The organism is Dokdonella sp. (assembly GCF_019634815.1).
Classification (GTDB): domain Bacteria; phylum Pseudomonadota; class Gammaproteobacteria; order Xanthomonadales; family Rhodanobacteraceae; genus Dokdonella_A.
On sequence record NZ_JAHCAP010000002.1, the window covers coordinates 138,726 to 163,166 of the forward strand.

Sequence of the window (24,441 nt, forward strand, 5' to 3'; positions counted from 1 at the left end):
CGCCAATTGTTTTCGAATCCACACGATGCGGCTGAGCTTTGCCAATGGAGAACGCAGCGACCTTGTCGTGACCGCCGGAGGGGTCAACCTCGGCAGTGCCAATGGCAATGATGTCGTGCTCGAGCGCAGCGACGTGTCGCCGTGGCATGCGCGAATCTCGATCGACGCACGTGGCATCGTGCTGCAAGTGCTCGATCCGGCAGCGCAGACCCATGTCAATGCGCGGCCGGTGCGCGAGAAGGCCCTGCTGCATCTGGGCGACGCCGTGCATCTGGGCCAGGCCACGCTCACGATCAAGGCCGACAGCGACCGCATCGAAGCCAAGGCGCCGCCGCCTTCCAACGGCGCCGTGGCCGCGGGTGGCTGCGTGGTCCTGCGTGGCCTCACCGGGGCCCAAGCTGGCAAGGCGATTTCGATTGGCGCACGCGCGGTGATCGGCAGCGATAGCGCAAATGATGTGTTCGTCGAGGATGCGCGGGTTGCGCCTCGGCACGCGGCAATCGAATTGGTCGGACGCGAAATCTGGTTGCACAGTCTGGGGGCCGGGCAGGGCGCGGCGGTCAATGGCATCGCCGTGCTGGATGCGCGCCTGCGGCCTGGGGACCAGCTCGCTTTCTCGCGTCAACGGTTCTTGATCGAAGCGCCGGGCATGATCGGTGGCGCAGGCGGCGACACCGAAGTGGTGCCGGTGTCGAGCGGCGAATCCGCGCAGCCGGCCGCTGGCGAGGATCCTGATGCTGCTGCTGCGCCGGCAGGGGCGGCGGTCTGGTGGCTGCTGGGCGGCGCCAGCGTGATCGCGATCGCGCTGTACCTGCTGTTGCAGGGCGGGTTCTGAGCGGAAGCGACAGCACGAAACCCCTCGACTGCCGCTTGCAGGGCGGCTTCCCCCGAGGGGGAAGGAACATTTGGACGAATTTCGCAATGAGCTCGGGTTGGAAGCCGTGCCCGGCTTCAGCCGAAGGTGAAGGCGAAGGCCTCGACGCCCGGGTCCTCGAAACGGATCTCGAAGTTGCGCTCACGCACCGAATCGCGGCTGCGGATCAACTGGTACAAACGCTGCGAGGTGACGCTGCCGTGGCCGCCCGCATCGGTATCGGTGCCGTGATTGCCGGCGGGGGGCTGCCCGTCGAGCGTGACCGTGAAGCGCACCGGCTTGCCATCGCGCCCGGGGCCGAGCACGAGGTTGAGATCGCGCGCGCGGAAGCGGAACACGATGCTGCCCTCGGCAGCATCCAGCTTCGCGGATTGCTCGCTCACCGTCCATGAACCCGCCAGCGCCCAGCGGTTGAGCGCGAGGCTTTCGGGCAAGCGATAGGTCTTGGCGTGGTCGGGGAAGAAGCCACCCGGCGAGGCGAAGTGTTCGGCACGCGCATGACCGAGGTAGGTCTCCGGCGAACCGATTTGCGCCATGTCGGGCGCGAGCTGTGCGCCGCTGCCATCGGCGTGTGACATCGGCAGCGCATCGACCCGCTGCCCGGCTTCGGCGAGCAGGGCGCGGATGATCCGCTCGGATCCGGCGTAATCGCCTTCGCCGAAATGGTGGTGCCGGATGCGGCCTTGCGCATCGATGAAGTAGTGCGCGGGCCAATAGTGGTTGTCGAAGGCGTTCCAGATCCGGTAGCGACTGTCGACCGCGACCGGATAGGTGATGCCGAGGTCGGTCACGGCACGGCGCACGTTGGCTAGTTCCTTTTCGAAGTCGAACTCGGGCGTATGCACGCCGACCACGACGAGCCCTTGGTCGCGGTAGTGCTCGGCCCAAGCCTTGACGTGCGGCAGGGCGCGCAGGCAGTTGATGCAGGTGTAGGTCCAGAAATCGACCAGCACGACCTTGCCGCGCAGGGCGTCGCCGCCCAGCGGCGGCGAGTTGAGCCAGGCCACCGCGCCATCGAGCGGTGGTGCCTTGCCTTCGATCGGCAAGCCCGAGGCCTTGGCGCCTGGCGGCAGGGCCTGCGGGACGACATCGGCCGCCTGCATCGTTCGTGACCACCACAAGGCGCCCGCCGCGAGGCCGATCAACAGGGCGACCAGCGCCGCGATGCGCGCACTGCCGCTGCCGCGCGATGTGTCCGCGCTGGACCGGAACCACGCCTTGTGCATTGGGCTGCTCCTTCCTCGGGCCGGCGAGGGCGGGGGCCGGCGTGGGCGCCATGGTGCGCCTGTATCCGTGCAATTGGGAGCGCGATATGCACTTTGGTTATTGCATGGATGTTGCGTTGCGGCATACAGTGATTCGTCCAACTGGAGGAAATGCGTGAGCCGCACCTACAACTTCAGCGCGGGTCCGGCCGTGCTGCCCGAGGAAGTCCTTCGCCAGGCGCAGTCCGAATTGCTCGAGTGGAACGGCGCGCGCGCCTCGGTGATGGAAGTCAGCCATCGAGGCAAGGCCTTCATTGCGCTGGCCGAGGAAGCCGAACGCGACCTGCGCGACTTGCTCGCGGTGCCGGACAACTACAAGGTCTTGTTCCTGCAGGGGGGCGCGAGCCAGCACTTCGCCCAGATCGCGCTCAATTTCGCGCGCGGCGCCAAGGCCGATTACGTGCTCACCGGCGACTGGAGCGAGAAGGCCGCCAGGGAAGCCAAGCCGTGGACCCGGGTGCAGATTGCCGCGAGCGCGGCGGACACCCATCACGACCGCATCCCGCCGCGCGCGCAGTGGCAGCTCGATCCCGAAGCGGCGTATCTGCACATCACGCCCAACGAGACGATTCGGGGCGTCGAGTTCCATGAGGTCCCCGAGGCCGGCGCGGTGCCGCTGATCGGCGATGTCTCCTCGACCATCCTCTCGCGACCGCTCGACGTGTCGCGCTATGGCCTGCTGTATGCCGGTGCGCAAAAGAACATCGGTCCCTCGGGTCTCGTGGTGATGATCGTGCGCGATGACCTGCTCGAGCGCTGCCCCAAGGACATCCCCAAGATCTTCAATTATGCCGAGCACGCGGCGCAGGGTTCGATGCTCAACACGCCCAATACCTGGGGCTGGTATCTGGCCGGCCTCGTGTTCAAGTGGGTCAAGGCGCAAGGCGGCGTGGCCGCAATGGCGCAGCGCAATCGTGCCAAGGCCGAACTCCTGTATGGCTACATCGACCAGTCTGGCTACTACCGCAATCCGGTCGAGGTGTCCGCGCGTTCGTGGATGAACGTGCCCTTCACCCTGCCGCGTGAGGAACTCGATGCGACCTTCCTCAAGCAGGCCGAGGCCGCGGGCCTGCTTGCGCTCAAGGGCCACCGTCTGGTCGGCGGCATGCGTGCCTCGATCTACAACGCGATGCCGCTCGATGGCGTGCAGGCACTGGTGGACTTCATGCGCGATTTCGCCCAGCGCAATCCCTGAACCATTCGCCGACCGTGCCTGAACCGCCCCGATCCGGGTGATGCGGCCGCAAGAACGCTTTCCAAACTCCATTCCGGTCTCTTCCATGTTCACGATCCAGACTCTCAACAACATTTCGCGCAATGGAATCGAGCGCCTGCCCGACAAGCTCTACAAGGTTGCCAACGAGGTTGCCGCGCCCGATGCCATCCTGGTGCGCTCGGCCGACATGCATGCGCTCGCGCTCGCGCCCAGCGTCAAGGCCATCGCCCGCGCCGGCGCCGGCACCAACAACATACCGGTGGCGGCGCTGTCGGCTCGCGGGATTCCGGTGTTCAACGCGCCCGGCGCCAATGCCAACGCGGTCAAGGAGCTGGTGGTCGCGGGCATGCTGCTGGCGGCGCGCAATCTGCCCGCGGCGCTCAGTTTCGTGCACGAGCTGCCTGCGGGCGAGGATCTGCATGCCAAGGTCGAGGCCGAGAAAAAGCGCTTCGTCGGCAGTGAACTGGCCGGCAAGACGCTGGGTGTGGTCGGCCTGGGCGCGATCGGCGTCAAGGTGGCCAACGCGGCGCATGCGCTGGGCATGCGTGTGACCGGATTCGATCCGCACATGACCATCGATGGTGCCTGGCAGCTGTCCTCCGATGTCGCGCGCGCCGGCTCACTCAACGAGCTGTTCGCGGCGGCCGATTACCTCACGTTTCACGTACCGCTCAACGACAAGACCCGTGGTGTGTTCGGTGAAAAGGCGCTCGAACTGGTTCGGCCGGGCGTGGTGGTGCTCAATTTCTCCCGCGAGGGCATCGTCGATGCGCAGGCGCTGCGGCGAGGTCTCGCCGAAAAGCGCATCGGTCGCTATGTCTGCGATTTCCCCGATGCCGACCTGCAGGGCGACGCGCGCGTGATCGCGTTGCCGCATCTGGGCGCATCGACCGCCGAAGCCGAGGAAAACTGCGCCTACATGGTGGTCGATCAACTGCGTGATTTCCTCGAACATGGCAACGTGCGCCATTCGGTCAATTTCCCGGAGACGCGCATGGCGCGGGGCGGCAGTGCGCGCATATGCGTTGCCAACAGCAATCGACCGAACATGATCGGCCAGTTGTCGCACGTGCTCGGCGAGGCGGGTGTCAACATCGCGCAGATGCACAATGCTTCGCGTGGCGATCTTGCCTACAGCCTGATCGATGTGGACTCACCGGTGCCATCCGCACTGGTCAGTTCGATTGCGGCGATCGATGGGATCCTTTCCGTGCGTGTGATCGAGGACTGAACGATGAGCAAGGGCAAGCCCGATCTGGGTGAGGTACGCAGTCGCATCGACGGCATCGACCGCCAGATCCAGGCCCTGATCGCCGAGCGTGCGCAATTCGCCCATCAGGTCGGCAAGGCCAAGGGCAAACTCGCCGCTGCGGTGGATTACTACCGGCCGGAACGCGAGGCGCAGGTACTGCGCATGGTGGTCGATCGCAACGACGGCCCGCTCAACGACGAGGTGCTGGTGCACCTGTTCCGCGAGATCATGTCGGCCTGCCTCGCCCAGCAGGAGCCGCTCAAGGTCGGCTATCTCGGTCCCGAGGGCACCTTCTGCCAGCAGGCTGTGCACAAACACTTCGGTCGTTCGGCGCATGGCTTGCCGATGGCGAGCATCGAGGAAGTGTTTCAGGAAGTCGAGGCGGGCAATGCCGATTTCGGCGTGGTGCCGGTCGAGAATTCCGGGCAGGGCACGATCCAGGTCACGCTCGACATGTTCCTCACGTCCAATCTCAAGATCTGCGGTGAAGTCGAGCTGCGCGTGCACCAGTACCTGCTCTCGCGCACTGGTCGCATCGAGGACATCGAGCGCATCTACGCGCATCCGCAGGCGTTCGCCCAGACCGTGGGCTGGATGCGCACGAACCTGCCCAAGGTCGAAAAGGTACCGGTATCGAGCAATGCCGAGGGCGCGCGTCGCGCGCGCAATGCCGAGGATGCCGCCGCGATCGGCAGTGACTCGGCCGCGCACGTGTATGGCCTCAAGAAGGTCATCATGAAATCGATCGAGGATCGTGCCGACAACACCACGCGCTTCCTCGTGCTCGGCCGCCAGGTGTTCCCGCCTTCGGGGCACGATCGCACCTCGGTGCTGGTCTTCATCAAGGATCAACCGGGCGCGCTGTTCAACGTGCTCAGCCCGTTCGCGCGCCACGGCATCAGCATGAACCGCATCGAGTCGCGGCCCTCGCATCAGGCCAAGTGGGAATATGCCTTCTTCATCGACCTCTCGGGACACATCGACGATGAGGGCATGAAGGCGGCGCTGGCCGAACTCGAGTCGCACTCGGCGCAAATCAAGGTGTTGGGCTCCTATCCGGTGGCGGTACCGTGACGTTCGACGCAACGCGGCTGGCCAATGCCGCGACCGCTGCCCTGCGTGCCTATGATCCCGGTCATGATTTGCCGGCCCTGCGTTTGCGCTTTGGCGCGCAGATTGCCGAGCTCGGATCCAATGAGAACGTGCTCGGGCCGAGCCCGCTGGCGCTCGCTGCGATGCAGCGCGCGCTGGCCGACATCCATCGTTATCCCGATCCGCGCGGCGCGGCGCTCAAGGCGGCGCTCGCGCGCACGCATGGCGTTGGAGTCGAGCACATCGTGCTCGGCAATGGCTCGCATGAGCTGCTGATGATGCTCGCGCAGTGCTTTGCCGACGCCGCGCATTCGGTGGTGTTCTCGCAGTATGGTTTTGCCGTGTTTCCGATCGCGACCGCCGCCGCGGGTGCGCAGCCGATCTGCGTACCGGCCTTGCCACGCACGCATGCGCTGGCGCCATTCGGACACGATCTCGCTGCGATCGCGGCCGCCGTCCGGGTCGATACGCGCATCGTCTATCTCGCCAACCCGAACAATCCGACCGGCACCTGGTTTGGTGATGCGGAACTGACCGAATTCCTCTCGCGCGTGCCGCGCGAAGTGCTGGTGGTGGTTGACGAGGCCTACAACGAATTCGTCGATGCGCCGGGCCTGAGTTCGGCGCTGACTCTGCGTGCGCAGAATCCGAACCTGATCGTGTCGCGCACGTTTTCCAAGGCCTACGCACTGGCTGGTGCGCGTGTGGGCTATTTCATCGCCGATGCCAGCGTGGTCGCGGTGCTCGAGCGCATGCGCGAGTCGTTCAACGTCAACACCCTTGCGCTTGCCGGCGCCGAGGCGGCGCTTGGCGACATCCGGCACCTCGAGAAGGTACGCGCGTTCAATTCGAGCGAACGCGCGTGGCTGATTGCTGAGCTCGCGCAGCGCGGTCTGACGTGCCTGCCGTCGCAGACCAATTTCGTGCTGGTGGATCTGGGACGTGACACGGCGGTGCTGGAGCGGCAATTGTTCGAGCGTGGCGTGATCGTGCGTCCGATGGGCGGTTATGGCCTGGCGCAGACGCTGCGCATCAGCATCGGCAGTCGCGCCGAAAATGCGCAACTGCTTGCCGCACTGGATGCTGCTGATGGCTACTGAAGCCGCAAGCGTCAACGACACGCGCCTCGACTGGATCTGCTCGCATGCAGATTCCTTGCGGGGTGAGCTGGTGATTCCCGGCGACAAGTCGGTATCGCATCGCGCAATCATGCTCGGCGCGCTCGCCGATGGCATCTCGCAGATCGACGGCTTCCTCGAAGGTGAAGACACGCGCGCGACCGCGCGAATCTTCGCTGCGCTGGGCGTGCGCATCGAAACACCCTCGGCTTCGCGGCGCATCGTTCATGGCGTGGGCGTGGACGGCCTGCGCGCTGCCAGCGACGTGCTCGACTGCGGCAATGCCGGCACCGGCATGCGTCTGCTTTCCGGCCTGCTCGCGGGTCAGGCCTTCGACAGTGTGCTCAGCGGTGATGGATCCCTGCACAAACGCCCGATGCGCCGCGTGATCGAGCCGCTGACGGCCATGGGGGCGCGGATCGAAGCCGAAGCGGGCGGCTTGCCGCCACTGCGGATCAAGGGTGGCTGCGCCTTGCATGGCATCGACTATGCCTTGCCGATTGCCAGCGCGCAGGTCAAATCCGCCGTGCTGCTCGCAGGACTCTACGCGCGGGGCGAGACGATCGTGCGCGAGCCGCATCCGACCCGCGACTACACCGAGCGCATGTTGCAGGCATTCGGCTATCCGATCGATTTCGCGCCCGGTCATGCGCGTTTGTCCGGCGGCCATCGCCTGCGCGCCTGTACGGTGAGCGTGCCTGCCGACTTTTCCTCGGCCGCGTTCTTCATCGTCGCCGCAAGTCTGGTTCCGGAGTCGCGCCTGCTGCTGCGTGCGGTCGGGCTCAATCCGCGCCGTACCGGGCTGTTGGCGGCCTTGCGCCTCATGGGCGCCGACATCCGCGAGCATGCGCGCAGCGAGCAGGGCGGCGAGCCGGTCGCGGATCTGGAGATCCGCCACGCGCCCCTGCATGGCATCGAGGTGCCGGTCGAACTCGTGCCCGACATGATCGACGAATTCCCGATCCTGTTCATCGCCGCCGCGGCTGCGAAGGGCGTGACCACGATTCGCGGTGCGGCCGAGCTGCGGGTCAAGGAATCCGATCGCATCGCGGTGATGGCCGCGGGTCTGCGCAGGCTCGGCGTGCGCATCGAGGAGCGTCCAGATGGTGCCGTGATCGAAGGTGGCGCGATGACCGGTGCCGAGGTCGATTCCGCCACCGACCATCGCTGCGCAATGAGCTTCGTGGTCGCGGGGGCGCTGGCCGGCGCGCCGGTGCGCATCCGCGACTGCGCCAATGTGGCGACCTCGTTCCCGGGATTCGACCAGCTCGCACGCAGTTGCGGCTTGCGACTCGAATCGATCTGAGCCCGTTGCGGGGTCGGTCTGTGCGGTGGCGGCACTGCCGATGAAGGCAGCGCATCGGCTAAAATGCGCCGATGCCCGAAAGAATCATCCCCGTTCTGACGATCGACGGCCCCTCCGGCTCCGGCAAGGGCACGGTCAGTCGGATGGTCGCCGATGCCCTGGGCTGGCACATGCTTGATTCGGGCGCGATCTACCGCGCGGTCGGCTACGCCGCGAGCATGGCCGGGCTCGACCTGTCCGATGCGGCGGCAGTCACGCGCTGCGCGCAGAGTGCAAAGATCAGTTTCCGTGACCCCAGAGACGGCGGCGAGACGCGCGTGATCGTGAATGGCCACGATGCCACTGACGAGATCCGCACCGAGACCTGCGGTGCCGCGGCGTCGGCGATCGCAGCGATTCCCGCGGTGCGCACGGCCTTGTTCGACAAGCAGCGAGCGTTCCAGCGAGCGCCCGGTTTGGTGGCCGACGGGCGCGACATGGGCACGGTGGTCTTCAAGGACGCCGGCTGCAAGGTATTCCTCACCGCAAGCGCCGAGGAACGCGCGCGCAGGCGCTATAAACAGTTGAAGGACAAGGGGTTAGCTGTTACTCTCGCATCCCTTTTGCGTGAGATCGAGGCACGCGACGAGCGTGACGCGACGCGCAAGGTGGCGCCGTTGCGACCCGCGCCTGACGCGATCGTCATCGATTCCACGGCGCTGCCGGTCGAGCAGGTGGTGGCGCGGGTACTCGAGGTGGCACGCGCTGCCATCGCAGGTCGGGGCACGAATCAGTGAAATTGCCCGCAAGGGCAAGCCGGCACGGTGTCGGCGACGCGTCGATGCGGCGTCATTCGCATCATTTGAAGGTGGGCGTCGGCATGTGGCCGAGCGCCTGTTTCTTTCCTTGGAATTCAACATGACAGAAAGTTTTGCCGAACTGTTCGAACAGAGCCAGACTGCGCTCACCAAGCTGCGTTCCGGCGCCATCGTCACCGGCACCATCGTCGAGATCCGCTCCGACGTGGTGGTGGTCAACGCGGGCCTGAAGTCGGAAGGCATCATCCCCATCGAGCAGTTCCGAAACGACAAGGGCGAACTCGAAATCCACGTCGGTGACGACGTCAAGGTCGCGCTCGACGCGATCGAGAACGGATTCGGCGAGACCATGCTCTCGCGCGAGAAAGCCAAGCGCTCGCTGGTGTGGGACGAGCTCGAAGAAGCCCAAACCGCCAATGCCGCCATCACCGGCCGCATTTCCGGCAAGGTCAAGGGCGGCTTCACCGTCGACATCAAGGACGTGCGCGCATTCCTGCCCGGTTCGCTGGTCGACGTGCGCCCGGTGCGCGATCCGTCCTACCTCGAAGGCAAGGAACTCGAGTTCAAGATCATCAAGCTCGATCGCAAGCGCAACAACGTGGTGGTTTCGCGCCGCGCGGTGGTCGAGAGCGAGCATTCGGAAGAGCGCGAGCAGCTGCTCGACAAGCTGGTCGAGGGCGCAGTGATCAAGGGTGTGGTGAAGAACCTGACCGATTACGGCGCGTTCGTCGATCTGGGCGGCATCGATGGCCTGTTGCACATCACCGACATGGCGTGGAAGCGCGTGCGTCACCCCAGCGAAGTCGTCAATGTCGGCGATGAGCTGGAAGTGCGCGTGCTCAAGTTCGACCGCGAGCGCAATCGCGTTTCGCTCGGCCTCAAGCAGCTCGGTGAAGATCCGTGGGTGGCAATCGCTCGCCGCTACCCGGCCAACACCCGCCTGTTCGGCAAGGTCTCCAACGTCACCGACTACGGCTGCTTCGTCGAGCTCGAGCCGGGCGTGGAAGGCCTGGTGCACGTCTCGGAAATGGATTGGACCAACAAGAACGTCAACCCGGCCAAGGTGGTGCAGGTCGGCGACGAAGTCGAAGTCATGGTGCTCGACGTCGACGAAGAGCGCCGCCGCATTTCGCTGGGCATGAAGCAGACCCGCGCCAATCCGTGGGAAGCCTTCGCGGCGATCCACAAGAAGGGCGACAAGGTTTCCGGCGCGATCAAGTCGATCACCGACTTTGGCGTGTTCGTTGGCCTCGACGGCGGTATCGACGGCTTGGTGCATCTGTCCGACATCTCCTGGCAGACCACCGGCGAAGACCTCGTGCGCAACTTCAAGAAGGGTGACGAGATCGAAGCCGTGGTCCTCGCGGTCGATCCGGAGCGCGAGCGCATTTCGCTCGGCCTCAAGCAGCTCGAGCAGGATCCGTTCGGCCAGTACATGGCGGCCAATCCGCGCGGCAGCATCGTCACTGGCACGGTACGCGAAGTCGATGCAAAGGGTGCAACGATCGACCTCGGCGACGGCGTCGAAGGCTATCTGCGCGCCAACGACATCGCCAAGGAGCGCATCGACGATGCAACCCAGCACCTCAAGGTCGGCGACAGCGTTGAAGCGAAATTTGTCGGCATGGACCGCAAGGGTCGCAGCCTGCAACTTTCGATTCGCGCCAAGGACGAAGAGGAACTGCAGAGCACGCTCGAGGAGTATCAGAGTGCTTCGGGTGGCACCACCAAGCTGGGTGCCCTGCTCAAGGAGCAGCTCAATCGCTGAAGGCGATCAGGCGATGCGTCCGCACGGACGCATCGCGACAACCTGCGCGCACCGGTGACGGTGCGCGTTTTTTTCGATGCGGACGGCAACGCTGATGGCAATGACGAAATCCGAGTTGATCGACGCCCTCGCGCAACGGCAAAAGCACCTTGCGCCCAATGACGTCGAACTCGCGGTCAAGAGCGTGCTCGAGCAGATGAGTCATTCACTGTCGGTGGGTGAGCGCATCGAGATCCGCGGTTTCGGCAGTTTTTCCCTGCATTTTCGTCCCGCCCGCATGGGGCGCAACCCCAAAACCGGCGAATCGGTCGCCCTGCCGGGCAAGCACGTGCCGCATTTCAAGCCGGGCAAGGAACTGCGTGAACGCGTCAACGGAGACGCCGGCGAGGAATGAGCCGCGCGAGCGGCAGCCACACTGCCGCAGCGATGATCGAAAGCCTGGCTTGAGCGGCTATGATCGCTCCGATCTCCCTGTCCTTTTCCAGTCCATGGGTCAGCCTGCCTGCTGCTTGTCATTCCGCAATGTCGCGAACTCGCGTCTCACGATTCGGGGCGCGGCATGTTGAATGAATTCCTGCCGCTGCTGTTCCTGCTGTTGCCGGTGGCAGCGCTGTCGGGCTGGATCCTCGGGCGCCGGCGCAGCGAGCGCACCTCGGGTGCGCGCGTGAGTGAGCTGTCGAGCAACTACTTTCGCGGACTCAACTACCTGCTCAACGAGCAGCAGGACAAGGCGATCGAGTTGTTCCTCAAGCTCGCCGAAATCAATCGCGATACGGTCGAGACCCATCTCGCTCTCGGCAATCTGTTCCGACGCCGCGGCGAGGTCGATCGCGCGATCCGCGTGCACCAGAACCTGATCGCGCGGCCCAACCTCAGCGATGAAGAGAAGACGATCGCCCTGCTCGAATTGGGCGAGGACTACATGCGCGCCGGCCTTCTCGATCGAGCCGAAGTTCTGTTTGCCGATCTGGTGGCGATGGAGGCGCTGGCGCCTTCGGCGCTGCGGCACCTGATCGCGATTTATCAGCATGAACGGGATTGGGACAAGGCGATCGAGCATGCGCGCCGACTCGAAAGGCTCACCGGCGAATCAAAGGCCATGATGATCTCGCAGTTCCATTGCGAACTGGCCGAACAGGCGAGGGCGCAGGGCGATCGCGACGCTGCGCGCGCGCACATCGGCGATGCATTCCTGGTCAACAGCGACTGCGTGCGCGCCAGCATGATCCTCGGCCATCTCGAAAGTAGCGAGGGCAATCACGCGGCGGCGATCGAGGCTTTCGAGCGCGTGGCGCAGCTTGATCTCGACTATTTGCCCGAATTCCTGCCACCGCTGCTCGATTGCTATGCGCGCACGCAGCAGATGCAGCGCGCCGAACAATTCCTGTTGCGCACGATCGAACGGCATCGCGGGGTGACGCCGGTATTGGCCTTGGCGCGCTTGTATGCGACGACCCGTGGTGAAGACAAGGCGGTTGAGTTCCTCAACGAAAGCCTGCGTCAACGACCGTCGGTGCGCGCATTGATGGCGCTGATCGACATGAATCTGCGCAACGTCAGCGATGAAGCGCGCGGCAACTATCTCATCCTGCGTGACCTCACGCAGCAGCTGGTCGAAGGCAAGGCACTGTATCGGTGCAACCGCTGTGGATTCGGCGCCAAGGCGCATCATTGGCAGTGCCCGAGCTGCAAGAGTTGGGGTACGGTGCGGCCGATTCACGGCGCCGCGGGTGAGTAGCGCGTGGCCGTGACCAGTTGGCAGATTGCGGCAATGCTGGTCTCGGTCGCGGCGCTGTCGATGCTGTTGACCTGGGCCGCGATCGGTTATGCACGGCGGCGCCAGCTGCTCGACCTGCCCGGTCGTCGACGCTCGCACCGCCAAGCCACGCCGCGAGGCGGCGGCATTGGCATCGCGGTTTCCCTGATCCTGGCGGGTTTGACGTGCTGGCCCGATCCGCAGCAAGCGCTGTGTCTCGCAGGCGCGATCGCCTTGGTCGGCGGTGTCGGGTGGGTCGACGATCATCGCGGCCTCGCGGCGTCGTGGCGTTTGTTGGCGCACGCGGTGGCGGTGGCGCTCCTGCTGGTTGCCTTCGGCGGGGATTTCGCCGCACACGTGGCCAGCTGGTCGCCCGGCGCCATTGACGCAACGGGAGCGCTCATCGGCCTCGGTTTGGCCATCGCGGTCGGCCTGTGGCTGGTCTGGTCGATCAACCTGCACAACTTCATGGATGGCATCGACGGCATCCTCGCCATGCAGGCCGTGTTCGTGTTCGCCCTTGCGGTGGTTGCCTTCGCGCATGCCGGCACAGCACGTGATGCGCTCGCCAGCGCGGCGTGTCTGGCCGCGACCTGTGGTTTCCTGCCATTCAATTTTCCGCGCGCGCGCGTCTTCATGGGGGACGTCGGCAGCGGCGTGCTCGGCCTACTGCTCGGGCTGGTGATGCTGGGGCTTTCCCTGCATCCCGGACTTGCAGCCACGACCGGCGTCATCGCCGGCTCGGCCTTCATCATCGATGCCACCTGCACCCTGGTCTCGCGCATCCTTGCCGGACGTCGTTGGTATAGTGCGCACCGCGAGCACCTCTACCAATGGCTGTTTCGCAGCGGGTTTTCGCACGCGCGAGTCGTGGCGTTTTACATGGGCTGGAACATGCTGATCGTGGTGCCGACACTGCTGTGGATCAACCGCGCGGGCGGGCAGGGCAGTCAGGTGCCGTCCGCCACGGCGCTGTTCGCGCTCGGTGTGTTCACGTGGGTTTGCGGCAAACAGTGGTGCCTGCGACATGCAGTCATGGAGACCAGGCATGAAGCCGCGTAGAGCGATTGCCCGCATCCATCCGCGACTGGCGGTGGTTGCTCATGACGTCTTCATGGTCTGGCTGGCCTGGAACGTGGTCAATGCCTTGCGCTGGTCACTCGAGGCGGATGCTGCCCCGGTAGCGCTGTTTGGCGTGCAGGACCTGCTGGTGGTTGGTGCGCAGGCGCTGGTGTTCTGGTGGACGGGCCTGTACCGCGGACTGTGGCGTTTCGCCAGCATGCCCGACATGTGGAACATCCTGCGCGCCTGCATCGTCGGCGCCGTTGCTGTGGCGGTGACGCTGTTTCTATACAACCGCCTCGCGCATGTGCCGCGCACGGTGTTGATCGTCTATCCGTTCGTCCTGGCGATTCTGCTGGCGCTGCCACGGCTGGTTTACCGCTACTGGAAGGACAGCCGGCTTGACCTCGTACGTGCACCCAGCGAACGCGTGCTCGTGCTCGGCGCGGGCAAGGCCGGCGAAGCCCTGGTGCGCGACCTGCGGCGCGAACGGCGCTACCTGCCAGTGGGCTTTCTCGACGACGATCGCAGCCTGCGTGGCGCGCGCGTGCATGGGGTGCCGGTGCTCGGCCCGCTCGATCAGTTGCCGAACGTGGCGCGCGAAACCGCGGCCGAAATGATCGTGATCGCGATTCCCTCGGCCAACAAGGCGCAGATGCGGCGCGCGGTCGATCTGTGCGAAGAAGCACGTCTGCCGTTCCGCACGGTGCCGCGGCTCGAAGACGTGGTCGCCGGACGCTCGGCATTCAATGAACTCAAGGAAGTCGCGATCGATGACCTGCTCGGGCGCGAGCAGGTGCAACTGGACTGGACCGCGATTCGCACGCGCCTGTCCGGACGGCGCGTGCTCATCACTGGCGGTGGCGGCTCGATCGGCTCGGAACTGTGCCGGCAGGTCGCACGGCTGGGCGTCGAGTCGCTGACCGTGTTCGACCAGTCCGAATACAACCTCTATTCGATCGAGCAGCAGTTGCGGCGTGACTACCCGGATCTCCTGTTGCAGGTCGTGCTGGGTGATTGTCGCGACGAGCGGGCCTGCGAACGTGTGTTCGTCCAATCTCGCCCGCAGATCGTGTTCCACGCCGCGGCCTACAAGCACGTGCCGCTGTTGCAGGCGCAGGTGCGCGAGGCCTTTCGCAACAACGTGCTCGGCACGCGCATGGTCGCGCAGGCTGCCGATCGCTTCGGCGTCGACAGCTTCGTGCTGATCTCCACCGACAAGGCGGTCAATCCGACCAGTGTGATGGGCGCCTGCAAGCGCGTGGCGGAACTGTTCTGCCAGACCTTCGCAAAGGAGTCGCGCACGCGCTTCATGACGGTGCGTTTTGGCAACGTGCTCGACTCGGCCGGCTCGGTCGTGCCGTTGTTTCGCGAACAAATCCGCAGCGGCGGGCCGGTGACCGTCACGCATCCGGAAATCACGCGCTATTTCATGACCATCCCCGAAGCCTGCCAGTTGATCCTGCAGGCCTCGGTGCTTGGACACGGCGGCGAGATCTTCGCGCTCGACATGGGCGAGCCGGTGAAGATCCGTGATCTGGCCGAGCAGATGATCCGGCTTGCCGGGCACCCATCCGAAGGCGAGATCGCGATCGTCTACACCGGCCTGCGTCCGGGCGAAAAACTGTTCGAGGAACTGTTCCATCCGCAGGAGCGCTACAGCCAGACCGCGCACGCCAAGATCTTCCTCGCCCAGCCGCGCTCGATGTCCTGGACGCTGCTGGAAACCCAGCTTGCGCAGGCCGAAGTCGCGGCGCGGGATTTCGATGAGGAAGCGCTGCGGCGTATCCTCGAGCAACTGTTGCCCGAATTCGTTGCCGCGCAGGCAGCGGAAAACAATGTCATTCCCCTTCGTTCCGCCTGATATCCGGATTCCTTCATGAGCCAACGTTTGCGCAAGGTCGTATTTCCCGTGGCTGGCCTCGGCACGCGTTTTCTGCCGGCCACCAAGGTCGTGGCCAAGGAGATGTTGCCGGTGCTCGATCGACCGCTGATCCAGTACGCGGTCGATGAAGCGGTCGATGCCGGCGCCGACACCCTGGTGTTCGTGACCAATCGCTACAAGCATGCGATCGCCGACTATTTCGACAAGGCCTACGAGCTCGAAAGCAAGCTTGCGCAGTCGGGCAAGAAGGAACTGCTGGCGATGGTGCAGGGCACCTTGCCCAAACACGTGCGCTGCGTGTTCGTGACGCAGCCCGAAGCGCTCGGACTCGGTCATGCCGTGCTTTGCGCCAAGGCCGTGGTTGGCGACGAGCCCTTCGGCGTGGTGCTCGCCGATGACTTGATCTGGAATGGCGCCGGCGCGGGCGCGCTGCGCCAGATGGCCGAGCTGTCGGCACGCGAGAATGGCGCCGGCGTGATCGCGGTCGAGGAAGTGCCGCATGCGCAAACCGACAAGTACGGCATCGTCGATGCCAGCCCCTTGTCCGAGCGAGCGGCCAAGATCAATCTCGTGGTCGAGAAGCCCAAGCCCGAAGTAGCGCCCTCCAACCTCGCGATCGTCGGCCGCTACGTGCTGCCGGGACGTATCTTCGACTTGCTCGAAACGACCAAGCCCGGCGCGGGGGGCGAGATCCAGCTCACCGATGCGATCGAAAGTCTGCTCGGCGAGCGATCCGTGCTTGCCTATCGCTTCGAAGGCACGCGCTTCGACTGCGGCAACAAGCTCGGTCTGGTCAAGGCAACGCTGGCGATGGCACTGGCCGATCCTCAGATCGGTGCAGCGACACGCGAGTTGGTCAAGAACTCGTGCGCATGAGCCGTCTGCTGATTCTGCTGCTGACGAGCCTGTGTTCGTTCTCGGCACAGGCCGCCGATTCGGTTGCCGTTGAGCGTTTCGAGCGCCTCAAGCAGCTTGCGGTCGGCGAGTGGCAAGGCACGACCGACGGTGGCGAGAGCGTGCGTGTGAATTATCGGACGATCTCGCGCGGCAGCGTGCTGGTTGAAGTCTGGCAACCGGGCACGCGCGCCGAGACCATGACGGTCTTCCATCGGGATGGGGAGCGTGTGCTCGCAACGCATTACTGTGCGCAAGGCAACCAGCCACGACTCGTATTGGCTGAGAGATCCAGCAAGGCTTTCGCGTTCGACTATCTGGATGCGACCAATCTGGTGGAAGGCACTTCGCATTTGCACGGACTCGTGCTGGCGCCTGTTGCCGAGGGCGGTCTGCAGCGCGACGAAACCTATCGCGGTGCATCGGGTGATGAAACCAGTCATCTGCGCCTGCGTCGTGTCGCGGCCAAGCCCTGAAGGCGACGTGGATCTCAGCTACATCCTCAACCATCTCGGCGAAGACCGCGAGCGCTATTTCGGCGCCGTGGTGCCGCCGATCATGCAGTCCTCGATCTTCGCGTTTCCGACGGTCGAGGCGATGCGCGCGGGCTTTGCCGACGAGTACGGCGGGCACCTGTACACACGCGGCAACAATCCAACCGTGGCGATCCTGCGCAAGAAGGTCGCCGCGCTGGAGGGTGCCGAGGATTGCCTGATGTTCGGCAGCGGCGCGGCTGCAATGGCCGCCGGCGTGATTGCCTGCCTTGCTGCCGGCGACCATGTCGTGTGCGTGGCCAAGCCTTACAGCTGGACACGGGCACTGCTGCGCGATCTGCTCGCGCGACTGGGGGTGCGCACCAGCTTCATCGACGGCACGCATGAGGACAATTTCGCGACAGCGATCGAGGACAGGACGCGCCTGATCGTGCTCGAAAGCCCGAATTCGATGACCTTCGAGCAGCAGGATCTGGCGAGCGTGGCGCAACTGGCGCGTGCGCGCGGCATTCGCACGATCTGCGACAACAGCTACGCCACGCCGCTCAACCAGTCGCCCATCGCGCTTGGCATCGACCTCGTCGTGCATTCGGCGACCAAGTACCTCAACGGCCACAGCGACGTGGTGGCCGGCGCGCTGTGCGGCAGCGAGGAATTGTTGCGTGCGGTGTTCAAGGGGCCGTACATGACGCTCGGCGCGATCCTCGCGCCGCACGATGCATGGCTCATGTTGCGCGGCTTGCGCACCTTGACGATCCGCTTGCGGCAGATTGCCACGACCACGGCCGAAGTGCTTGCGTTTCTGCAAGGCCATCCGCTGGTGCGCAAGGTCTACAGTCCGCATGCCGATGGCAATCCGCAGCTCGCGCTCACGCAGGCGCAGTTGCGCGGTGCGAGCGGGCTCATCACGATCGAACTCGATGTGGACGAGGTCGCTGCGGTCGAGCGCTTCTGCAACGCGCTGCAACGTTTCCTGATGACGGTGTCGTGGGGCGGTTACGAGTCGCTGGCGATGCCGGTGTGCGCGGTATTTCCGCGCACGACACCGATGTCCGGTGCGGCCACGCCCAGCCTGCGTCTGGTGCGCCTGTCTATTGGTCTGGAAGAACCGGATGTGCTGATCGCCGATCTCGAGCAGGCCTTGCGAAAGATTTGAAGCCTCAGCCGAGCACGGCGACGAGGCGCCAGGCGATCAGGCCGAAGCCGACCGTGAGGACCAGGAGTACCACGGCGGAAAGGCGCAGGCGCAGCACCACGGGCTGCGCGGTGTCTCCATGCAGGATGCGGTGATCGCGGAGCAGACGCATCCCGGGCGGCGGCCAGCGGCGCGCGCGCAGGGTCTTCGCTGCCTGCTGCCAGAAGTAGGCAGCCAGGCTGAGCAGACACACGCCGCTGAGCAAGACGGTGATGGCCGTCCACAGCCGGATCTGACGCAGTGCCTGCTCGGGCGTCAACACGATGGCCTGATTGCGCATCCAGTGCTGGATCGCGAACAGGGCGGCGACGGCGATGACCACGGCAATGACGAGCACGGCGAGTGTCTGTCGCCGGTAACGCGGATCGGCGCGCTGGATTTCTTCATTCATGCCGGATCGAATCCACAACAGGGGTCGGCAAGATGATAGGCAGCTTGCTGCGTGTGGGGGAAGCCGTTCGTCGCACAAACGCTGCGCCGGTCGTGACTGCTATGCTTGGCCGATGAAACGATTTGTCATTGCTTGCGTGCTCGCCGCCGTGCTGGGTGGATGCCAGACGTTTGCGCCGCGCGCTGCGCGTCCGGTCGGCGCGGCCGTCCCGTCTGCGGGTGTGTTCGACAATCACGAACAGGTCTGGGCGGCGGGGGAGAACGCATCGCCAGTCGCCGCACCGCATCTGCGGGTGACAATCCTGCCGACCGACAAACGCGACTGGACGCTCTGGCAGGTGCATCTGGACGGCGCGCAGCCCGGTGATGCGATCTGGGCCTTGCGCGAAGAGGTCGGCGCCAACGCCGGTTTCGTGCCTCATCGGGCACTGGTGGCGGTTCCTGGCACAGGCAAGGACTTCGATCCCGCGCAATGGGCGCCGCTGGATGCCTGCACCTTGAAGGTGGACAAGTCGGGGCGCAGCTACAGCGGTGATGCAGCCAGCTGTACCGTGCTCGCTCCCGGTGTCGGCGCGCAGATGGCCATGTTGCCGCTGGCAATCGAGCAGTCGGGCGAGTGGCTGCACCTGCGGCTGATGTCCGATCAGGCGCGTGGCGCAGATGCGCGCGAGGACCTGCGCCGCGTGCAGGAGTTCTCCGGCTGGGCGGCGATCAACGGCGCCGGAGCAAAGGCGACCGCGGAGAACCGTGACTGGCACATGGACCGCAGGATACGCATCGAGAATGAAGGCGGGCGCTATCGCCTGCATTGGCGCGATGGCGCGGTTGCCGGCTATTCGCTCGGACTCGAGCGGCTCACCTATCGTGACGGCAACGTACCAGTGCTCAAGCTGTCCTTGATCGAGGACGCCAGCGGTCAGGTGCTTGCCTATGCTTGGGCCAATCCCGAGGCGACGCGCATCGGCCTCAACCTCGGTTGGGTCCAGATCGGGCTCGACCGGGTAACGCCGGCGCCTTGAATGCCGGTGCGGCCACCGAAGGACTGCAGGTCGCGTACACCGTGATGACAAGCTTGGAGCCGGTGATGGAGCAGATCAGCTGGAATGATTTCGAGAAAGTGCTGCTGGTGGCCGGCACGGTGCTGCAGGTTGAACCATTCCCGCAAGCGCGAAAGCCGGCATGGAAGATCCGGGCCGACTTCGGGCCTTATGGCCAGAAGAAGACGAGTGCGCAGGTGGTGAGCCTGTACACGCCCGAACAACTCGTCGGGCGTCAGATCGTGGGCGTGATCAACTTCCCGGAGAAGCAGATCGGTCCGTTTCGTTCCGAGTTCCTGCTCACCGGATTTCCCACCGCCGAAGGCGTCGTGCTGACCACGATCGAGCGCCGCGTGCCCGATGGCACGCGCATGGCGTGAGTCTCAGGGTTTGATCGAGCGGTCGAGCCAGACGCCCAAACCCTGCGCATTGAGTTCGATGTCGATCGCAAGCAGGTCCTTGATGCGTTCGGGTGACAGGGCGCAGCCATGCTGCTGTGCGCGTTGGAGATACAACGCAGCCAGAGCGGCACGGATTGCTGCATGCCGCTCGGGGTCGGCAGCGTGGCGCTGCGCAATCGCCACCATTGCCTCGATTTGTGCGTGCAGTTCATCAGCAAGGCGACGCGGTTGCGCGATGCGACCGAAATGCGTGAGATGCACGGAATCGGGCGATAGCGCGAGCATGCGTTCGATCGAGGCATGCATCGCATCGGGCTCGAACTGAACGGGCGAGGTGGTGGGGATGACGAAGGCGCCATTGGCGCTGTCGAGTTCGCGGTAGGACAGCCCGAAGCTGTCGCCGCTGAAAAACGTGCGGCTGCGTTCGTCCCAGATCGAATGATGATGGCGCGCGTGACCTGGCGTGTCGATGCAGACCAGCGCGCGTCCGGCCAGGTCGACGGATTGGCCGTCGGTCGCGGCGACGACACGCGCGGCATCAATCGGCAAGAGCTGCCCGTAGCTGCGCTGCATCTCGGCCTCGCCATACACCGCTGTCGCGCCGGCAATGAGTTGAGCAGGGTCGATCATGTGGCGCGCGCCGCGCGCATGCACGAGCAGGCGCGCATTGGGCAAGGCCGCCATCAACTTGCCGGCACCGCCGGCATGATCCAGATGCACGTGGGTGAGGATCAGCCAGTCGACATCGGCGTTGCCCAGGCCAGCCTGCGCGAGTGCATCGAGCAGGCGCGGCGCCGAATGGTTGGTGCCGCAATCGATGAAGGCGCCGCGTCCGCTTTCGACGACGAGGTAGGCGGCATCGAAGCCCGGGCGGTGAAAGCCGGTATCGATGGTGTGGATGCCGTGGGCTGTCATCGCGCGGCGTCGATCACAGGGCCTCGAAGATGCCGGCAGCGCCCATGCCGGTGCCGATGCACATCGTCACCATGCCGTACTTTTGCTTGCGCCGGCGCAGGCCGTGGATCAGGGTCGCCGCACGGATCGCGCCGGTTGCGCCCAGCGGATGACCCAGCGCGATCGCGCCGCCGAGCGGGTTGACCTTGGCCGGATCGAGGCCGATGTCGTGGATCACGGCCAGCGATTGCGCGGCGAAGGCTTCGTTGAGTTCGATCCAGTCAAGCTGGTCGCGCTGGATGCCGGTCTGCGCGAGCGCCTTGGGAATCGCCGCGATCGGACCGATGCCCATGATCTGCGGCGGTACGCCGGCCACCGAGAAACCGACGAAGCGCGCCAGCGGGGTGAGCTGGTAGCGCTTGATCGCGCTTTCGCTGGCGAGCAGCAGGGCGCCTGCACCATCGGACATCTGCGAGGAATTGCCCGCAGTGACGCTGCCGCCCATGCGAAACACCGGCTTGAGCTTGGCCAGTCCTTCGAGGCTGCTGTCCTTGCGCGGGCCTTCGTCGTGGCTGATCACGCGCGCATCGGTCTGCGTGCCGCGCGTGGCCAGATCCGGGTAGTGGTCGTCGAGCGTGAACGGCGCGATCTCGTCGGCGAATTCACCCGCTGCGGTGGCCGCGAGTGCCCTTTGGTGTGACGTCAGTGCGAACTGGTCCTGGGCTTCGCGGCTGACCTTCCATTGTTCGGCGACCTTCTCGGCGGTGATGCCCATGCCGTAGGCGATGTTGAGATGCTCGCTTTCAAACACGATCGGATTCATCGCGATCTTGTGCCCCATCATCGGCACCATGCTCATCGATTCGGTGCCGCCGGCGAGCATGAGATCGGCTTCGCCCAAGCGGATCCGGTCGGCCGCCATTGCGATCGCCTGCAGGCCCGACGAGCAAAACCTGTTGATCGTGACGGCCGGCACGCTGTCGGGCAGACCCGCGAGCAGCACGCCGATGCGCGCCACGTTCATGCCTTGCTCGGCCTCGGGCATCGCGCAACCGATCACCGCATCGGTGATCTGCGCCGGGTCGATGCCCGGCGCCCTGGCCAACACGTGGCGGAGCACGTGGGCGAGCAGGTCGTCGGGGCGGGTGTTGCGAAACACGCCACGCGGCGCCTTTCCGACCGGTGTGCGCACGGCGGCGACGATGTAGGCGTCCTGGATCTGTTTGGTCATGACTTGCTCCGGTAAAGCGGGAATCGGGAATGGGGAATCGCGTGGGGGAATTTGGACATCACCGGCGCAAGCGCCCGCTGCCGGTTCACTCGCAGTGCACGATTCCCATCGACATCAGTTGCGCAGCGGCTTGCCGGTGGCAAGCGTGTGCGCGATGCGCTCCTGGGTTCTGGGCATCTGCGCCAGTTCGAAGAAGTGCTTGCGCTCCAGATCGAGCAGCCACTGCTCGTCGACCTGAGCGCCGCGCTCGATCGCGCCGCCGCACAGCACGTCGCCGATGCGGCTGGCAATGACGTCGTCGTGCTCGGAGATGAAGCGGCCTTCGAGCATGTTGACCAGGGCCATCTTCAGCGTAGCCAGACCCACATCGCCGGCGACGTTGACCTGATGGGCAGGCAGCGGCGGACGATAGCCGGATTCGGCCATTGCCGTGGCGACCGCCTTGGCCACGTGCAGCAGTTCGAAGCCGTTGAAGACGATCACATCGTCGGGACGCAACAGCCCCAGGGCCTTGGCCTCGAAGGCACTGCCCGAGGCCTTCGCCTGCGCGACGACCTCGAACATGCGCTTGATCTCTGGGAACACGTCGCCATCGGCCGCTCGCTGCGACGCGCGTACCGCGATCTCCTTGAGCCCGCCGCCGGCCGGGAGCAAACCGACACCGGCCTCGACCAGGCCGATGTAGCTTTCCAGCGCCGCCACCGTGCGCGCGCAGTGCATCTGGAACTCGCAGCCACCGCCGAGCGCGAGGCCACGGATCGCGGCGACCACCGGCACTTGTGCATATTTGATGCGCAGGCTGGTCTTCTGGAAGTTGGCGATCATCGATTCGAGCTTGGCAATCTGTCCGGACTGGACGAAACCGAGCATGCCCTTGAGATCGGCGCCGGCAGAAAACGCCTTGTCGCTGTCTTGCCAGATCACCACGGCCTTGAGCTGCTGCTCGGCGAAGTCGATCGCCTGCTGGATGCCATCGAGCACGGCATCGTTTACGGTGTTCATCTTGGTCTTGAACGAGAGGATGCCGACGCCGTCATTGCCGAGTGACCACAGTCGCACGCCCTCGTTTTCCCACAGCGTCTTGCCGCTGTCGAAGCGCTCGCCGAGCAGCGGGTCGGGGAACAGCTGACGCGCGTAGACCGGGTGCGCCGAACGCGGCAGGTACTGTTCGCGCTGGGGTGACCATGAACCTTCGGCGTGGTGCACGCCATCGACCTTGGCGACCCATTCGGGAAGTGGCGCCTTGCTCATGGCCTTGCCTGCGGCAATGTCGGCTTCGATCCAGCGTGCGATCTGTGCCCAGCCGGCTGCCTGCCAGGTTTCGAAGGGGCCTTGCTTCCAGCCATAGCCCCAGCGGATCGCGAAATCGACATCACGCGCCGTTTCGGCAATGGCAGCGAGCTGGCAGGCGCAGTAATGGAACAGATCGCGGAACACCGCCCACAGGAACTGCGCCTGCGTGTCGTGCGAATCGTGCAGCTTGGCGAAGCGCTCGGCCGGGTTCTTGAGTGCGAGGATCGCCGCGACTTCGTCGGAAGGCTTGGCGCCCGAGGCGACATAGTCCTGCTTGGCCAGATCGAGCACGACGATGTCCTTGCCGCGCTTGGTGTAGATGCCGGCGCCGCTCTTCTGGCCGAGTGCGCCCTTGTCGATCAGGGCAGCGAGCCATGCCGGCGACTGGAAGTGTCCATGCCAGGGGTCGTCGGGCAGGGTATCGGCCATGGTCTTGATCACATGCGCCATGGTGTCCAGGCCCACCACGTCGGCGGTGCGATAGGTGGCGCTCTTGGGCCGGCCGATGGCTGGGCCGGTGAGGGCATCGGCGAGATCGAAGGGCAGGCCAAACTGGGCCGTGTGGTGCATGGTGGCGAGGATCGAGAACACGCCGATGCGGTTGCCGATGAAGTTGGGCGTGTCCTTGGCACGCACAACGCCCTTGCCGAGCGTGGTGGTGAGAAAGCTTTCCAGACCGTCGAGCACGCCGGGGTTGGTTTGGCTGTCGGCGATCAGTTCGACCAGATGCATGTAGCGCGGCGGATTGAAGAAGTGCACGCCCGCGAAGCGGGCCCGCAATGCGGCTGGCAGGGCCTGGGCGAGTGCTTCGATGTGCAGGCCGGAGGTATTGCTCGCAATCACTGCAGAATCAGATAGATGCGGAGCAATCTTGTTGTAAAGATCGAGCTTCCAGTCGAGCCGTTCGGCAATGGCCTCGATGACCAGATCGCAGCCGCGCAGCTGCGCCAGATGCTCGTCGTAGTTGGCGGGCGTGATCGCGGCGAGTTTGGCCTTGTCGGCCAGCGGTACCGGCGAGAGCTTGCCTAGATGGGCAATCGCCTTGAGGGCGATACCGTTTTTGTCACCTTCCTTTGCAGGCAGGTCGAACAGCAAGGTGGGAATGTCGGCATTGGCGAAATGGGCAGCGATCTGCGCACCCATGACGCCGGCGCCGAGCACGGCGACTTGGCGGATGTTCAAGCGGGGGTTGGTCATCGGAAGGGCTCCGGTAGCGATTTG

21 protein-coding genes and 1 pseudogene are annotated in these 24,441 nt (G+C 65.0%); 17 read left to right on the forward strand and 5 right to left on the reverse strand.

The window, feature by feature from the left end; all coding sequences use genetic code 11:
* Positions 1-25: 25 nt before the first annotated feature.
* A complete protein-coding gene (locus KF759_RS02070; RefSeq protein ID WP_291222734.1) occupies positions 26-835 on the forward strand; it encodes an FHA domain-containing protein in 810 nt (269 codons plus the stop codon).
* 116 nt (positions 836-951) lie between these two features.
* Here KF759_RS02070 and KF759_RS02075 read toward each other — a convergent pair whose 3' ends face one another.
* Positions 952-2,100 carry a thioredoxin family protein gene (locus tag KF759_RS02075; RefSeq protein ID WP_291222735.1) on the reverse strand — a complete coding sequence of 383 codons (1,149 nt, stop codon included), beginning with the start codon at positions 2,098-2,100 and terminating at the stop codon, positions 952-954.
* Between the two features lie 154 nt (positions 2,101-2,254).
* Here KF759_RS02075 and serC point away from each other — a divergent pair, with 154 nt between their 5' ends.
* The 14 genes and pseudogenes from serC to KF759_RS02145 all read left to right on the forward strand — a co-directional run bounded on the left by serC (position 2,255) and on the right by KF759_RS02145 (position 17,935).
* Positions 2,255-3,334 (forward strand): 3-phosphoserine/phosphohydroxythreonine transaminase, encoded by a 1,080-nt coding sequence (serC, locus tag KF759_RS02080; protein ID WP_291222736.1) that lies wholly within the window; start codon positions 2,255-2,257, stop codon positions 3,332-3,334.
* A gap of 85 nt (positions 3,335-3,419) precedes the next feature.
* The gene (locus KF759_RS02085) at positions 3,420-4,586 is read left to right on the forward strand and encodes a phosphoglycerate dehydrogenase (protein ID WP_291222738.1); all 1,167 of its coding nucleotides are present in this window, start codon (positions 3,420-3,422) and stop codon (positions 4,584-4,586) included.
* A 30-nt stretch (positions 4,587-4,616) separates the two neighbouring features.
* Positions 4,617-5,681, forward strand: a pseudogene (gene pheA, locus KF759_RS02090) (prephenate dehydratase); the annotation flags it as partial.
* Positions 5,678-6,799, forward strand: coding sequence for a histidinol-phosphate transaminase (gene hisC / locus KF759_RS02095; RefSeq protein WP_291222740.1), 1,122 nt, complete (start codon positions 5,678-5,680; stop codon positions 6,797-6,799). The pseudogene pheA and the gene hisC, both read left to right, overlap by 4 nt.
* Positions 6,789-8,123, forward strand: coding sequence for a 3-phosphoshikimate 1-carboxyvinyltransferase (gene aroA, locus KF759_RS02100; protein ID WP_291222741.1), 1,335 nt, complete (start codon positions 6,789-6,791; stop codon positions 8,121-8,123). The genes hisC and aroA overlap by 11 nt, the downstream gene beginning before the upstream one ends.
* A gap of 71 nt (positions 8,124-8,194) precedes the next feature.
* The gene (gene cmk, locus KF759_RS02105) at positions 8,195-8,899 is read left to right on the forward strand and encodes a (d)CMP kinase (RefSeq protein ID WP_291222742.1); all 705 of its coding nucleotides are present in this window, start codon (positions 8,195-8,197) and stop codon (positions 8,897-8,899) included.
* Positions 8,900-9,020: 121 nt separating this feature from the next.
* Positions 9,021-10,688, forward strand: coding sequence for a 30S ribosomal protein S1 (gene rpsA, locus KF759_RS02110; protein WP_291222743.1), 1,668 nt, complete (start codon positions 9,021-9,023; stop codon positions 10,686-10,688).
* Between the two features lie 100 nt (positions 10,689-10,788).
* Positions 10,789-11,082 (forward strand): integration host factor subunit beta, encoded by a 294-nt coding sequence (locus tag KF759_RS02115; RefSeq protein WP_291222811.1) that lies wholly within the window; start codon positions 10,789-10,791, stop codon positions 11,080-11,082.
* Between the two features lie 165 nt (positions 11,083-11,247).
* The gene (lapB, locus tag KF759_RS02120; protein WP_291222744.1) at positions 11,248-12,426 is read left to right on the forward strand and encodes a lipopolysaccharide assembly protein LapB; all 1,179 of its coding nucleotides are present in this window, start codon (positions 11,248-11,250) and stop codon (positions 12,424-12,426) included.
* Between the two features lie 3 nt (positions 12,427-12,429).
* A complete protein-coding gene (locus KF759_RS02125; protein ID WP_291222745.1) occupies positions 12,430-13,506 on the forward strand; it encodes a glycosyl transferase family 4 in 1,077 nt (358 codons plus the stop codon).
* A complete protein-coding gene (locus KF759_RS02130; protein ID WP_291222746.1) occupies positions 13,493-15,370 on the forward strand; it encodes a nucleoside-diphosphate sugar epimerase/dehydratase in 1,878 nt (625 codons plus the stop codon). Before KF759_RS02125 ends, KF759_RS02130 begins: the two co-directional genes overlap by 14 nt.
* A gap of 15 nt (positions 15,371-15,385) precedes the next feature.
* On the forward strand, positions 15,386-16,267 hold the full coding sequence (gene galU, locus KF759_RS02135; RefSeq protein ID WP_291222747.1) for a UTP--glucose-1-phosphate uridylyltransferase GalU: 882 nt from the start codon (positions 15,386-15,388) through the stop codon (positions 16,265-16,267).
* The gene (locus tag KF759_RS02140) at positions 16,264-16,761 is read left to right on the forward strand and encodes a hypothetical protein (protein ID WP_291222748.1); all 498 of its coding nucleotides are present in this window, start codon (positions 16,264-16,266) and stop codon (positions 16,759-16,761) included. Before galU ends, KF759_RS02140 begins: the two co-directional genes overlap by 4 nt.
* Positions 16,715-17,935, forward strand: coding sequence for an aminotransferase class V-fold PLP-dependent enzyme (locus tag KF759_RS02145; RefSeq protein ID WP_291222749.1), 1,221 nt, complete (start codon positions 16,715-16,717; stop codon positions 17,933-17,935). The genes KF759_RS02140 and KF759_RS02145 overlap by 47 nt, the downstream gene beginning before the upstream one ends.
* A 4-nt stretch (positions 17,936-17,939) precedes the next feature.
* On the opposite strand, the gene KF759_RS02150 is transcribed toward KF759_RS02145, so the two are convergent.
* Positions 17,940-18,365, reverse strand: a complete 426-nt coding sequence (locus KF759_RS02150) for a hypothetical protein (protein ID WP_291222750.1) — start codon at positions 18,363-18,365, stop codon at positions 17,940-17,942.
* Positions 18,366-18,477: 112 nt separating this feature from the next.
* On the opposite strand from KF759_RS02150, the gene KF759_RS02155 reads away from it, so the two are divergent.
* A complete protein-coding gene (locus KF759_RS02155; RefSeq protein ID WP_291222751.1) occupies positions 18,478-19,383 on the forward strand; it encodes a hypothetical protein in 906 nt (301 codons plus the stop codon).
* A gap of 65 nt (positions 19,384-19,448) precedes the next feature.
* Positions 19,449-19,781 carry a tRNA-binding protein gene (locus KF759_RS02160; protein WP_291222752.1) on the forward strand — a complete coding sequence of 111 codons (333 nt, stop codon included), beginning with the start codon at positions 19,449-19,451 and terminating at the stop codon, positions 19,779-19,781.
* 3 nt (positions 19,782-19,784) lie between these two features.
* Here KF759_RS02160 and KF759_RS02165 read toward each other — a convergent pair whose 3' ends face one another.
* From KF759_RS02165 to KF759_RS02175, 3 genes are all read right to left on the reverse strand, one after another.
* Positions 19,785-20,717, reverse strand: coding sequence for an MBL fold metallo-hydrolase (locus KF759_RS02165; RefSeq protein WP_291222753.1), 933 nt, complete (start codon positions 20,715-20,717; stop codon positions 19,785-19,787).
* A 13-nt stretch (positions 20,718-20,730) separates the two neighbouring features.
* Complete coding sequence (locus KF759_RS02170) at positions 20,731-21,927, reverse strand: acetyl-CoA C-acyltransferase (RefSeq protein ID WP_291222754.1); 1,197 nt, start codon at positions 21,925-21,927, stop codon at positions 20,731-20,733.
* A 114-nt stretch (positions 21,928-22,041) separates the two neighbouring features.
* Positions 22,042-24,417 (reverse strand): 3-hydroxyacyl-CoA dehydrogenase/enoyl-CoA hydratase family protein, encoded by a 2,376-nt coding sequence (locus KF759_RS02175; protein WP_291222755.1) that lies wholly within the window; start codon positions 24,415-24,417, stop codon positions 22,042-22,044.
* Between the last annotated feature and the right edge of the window lie 24 nt (positions 24,418-24,441).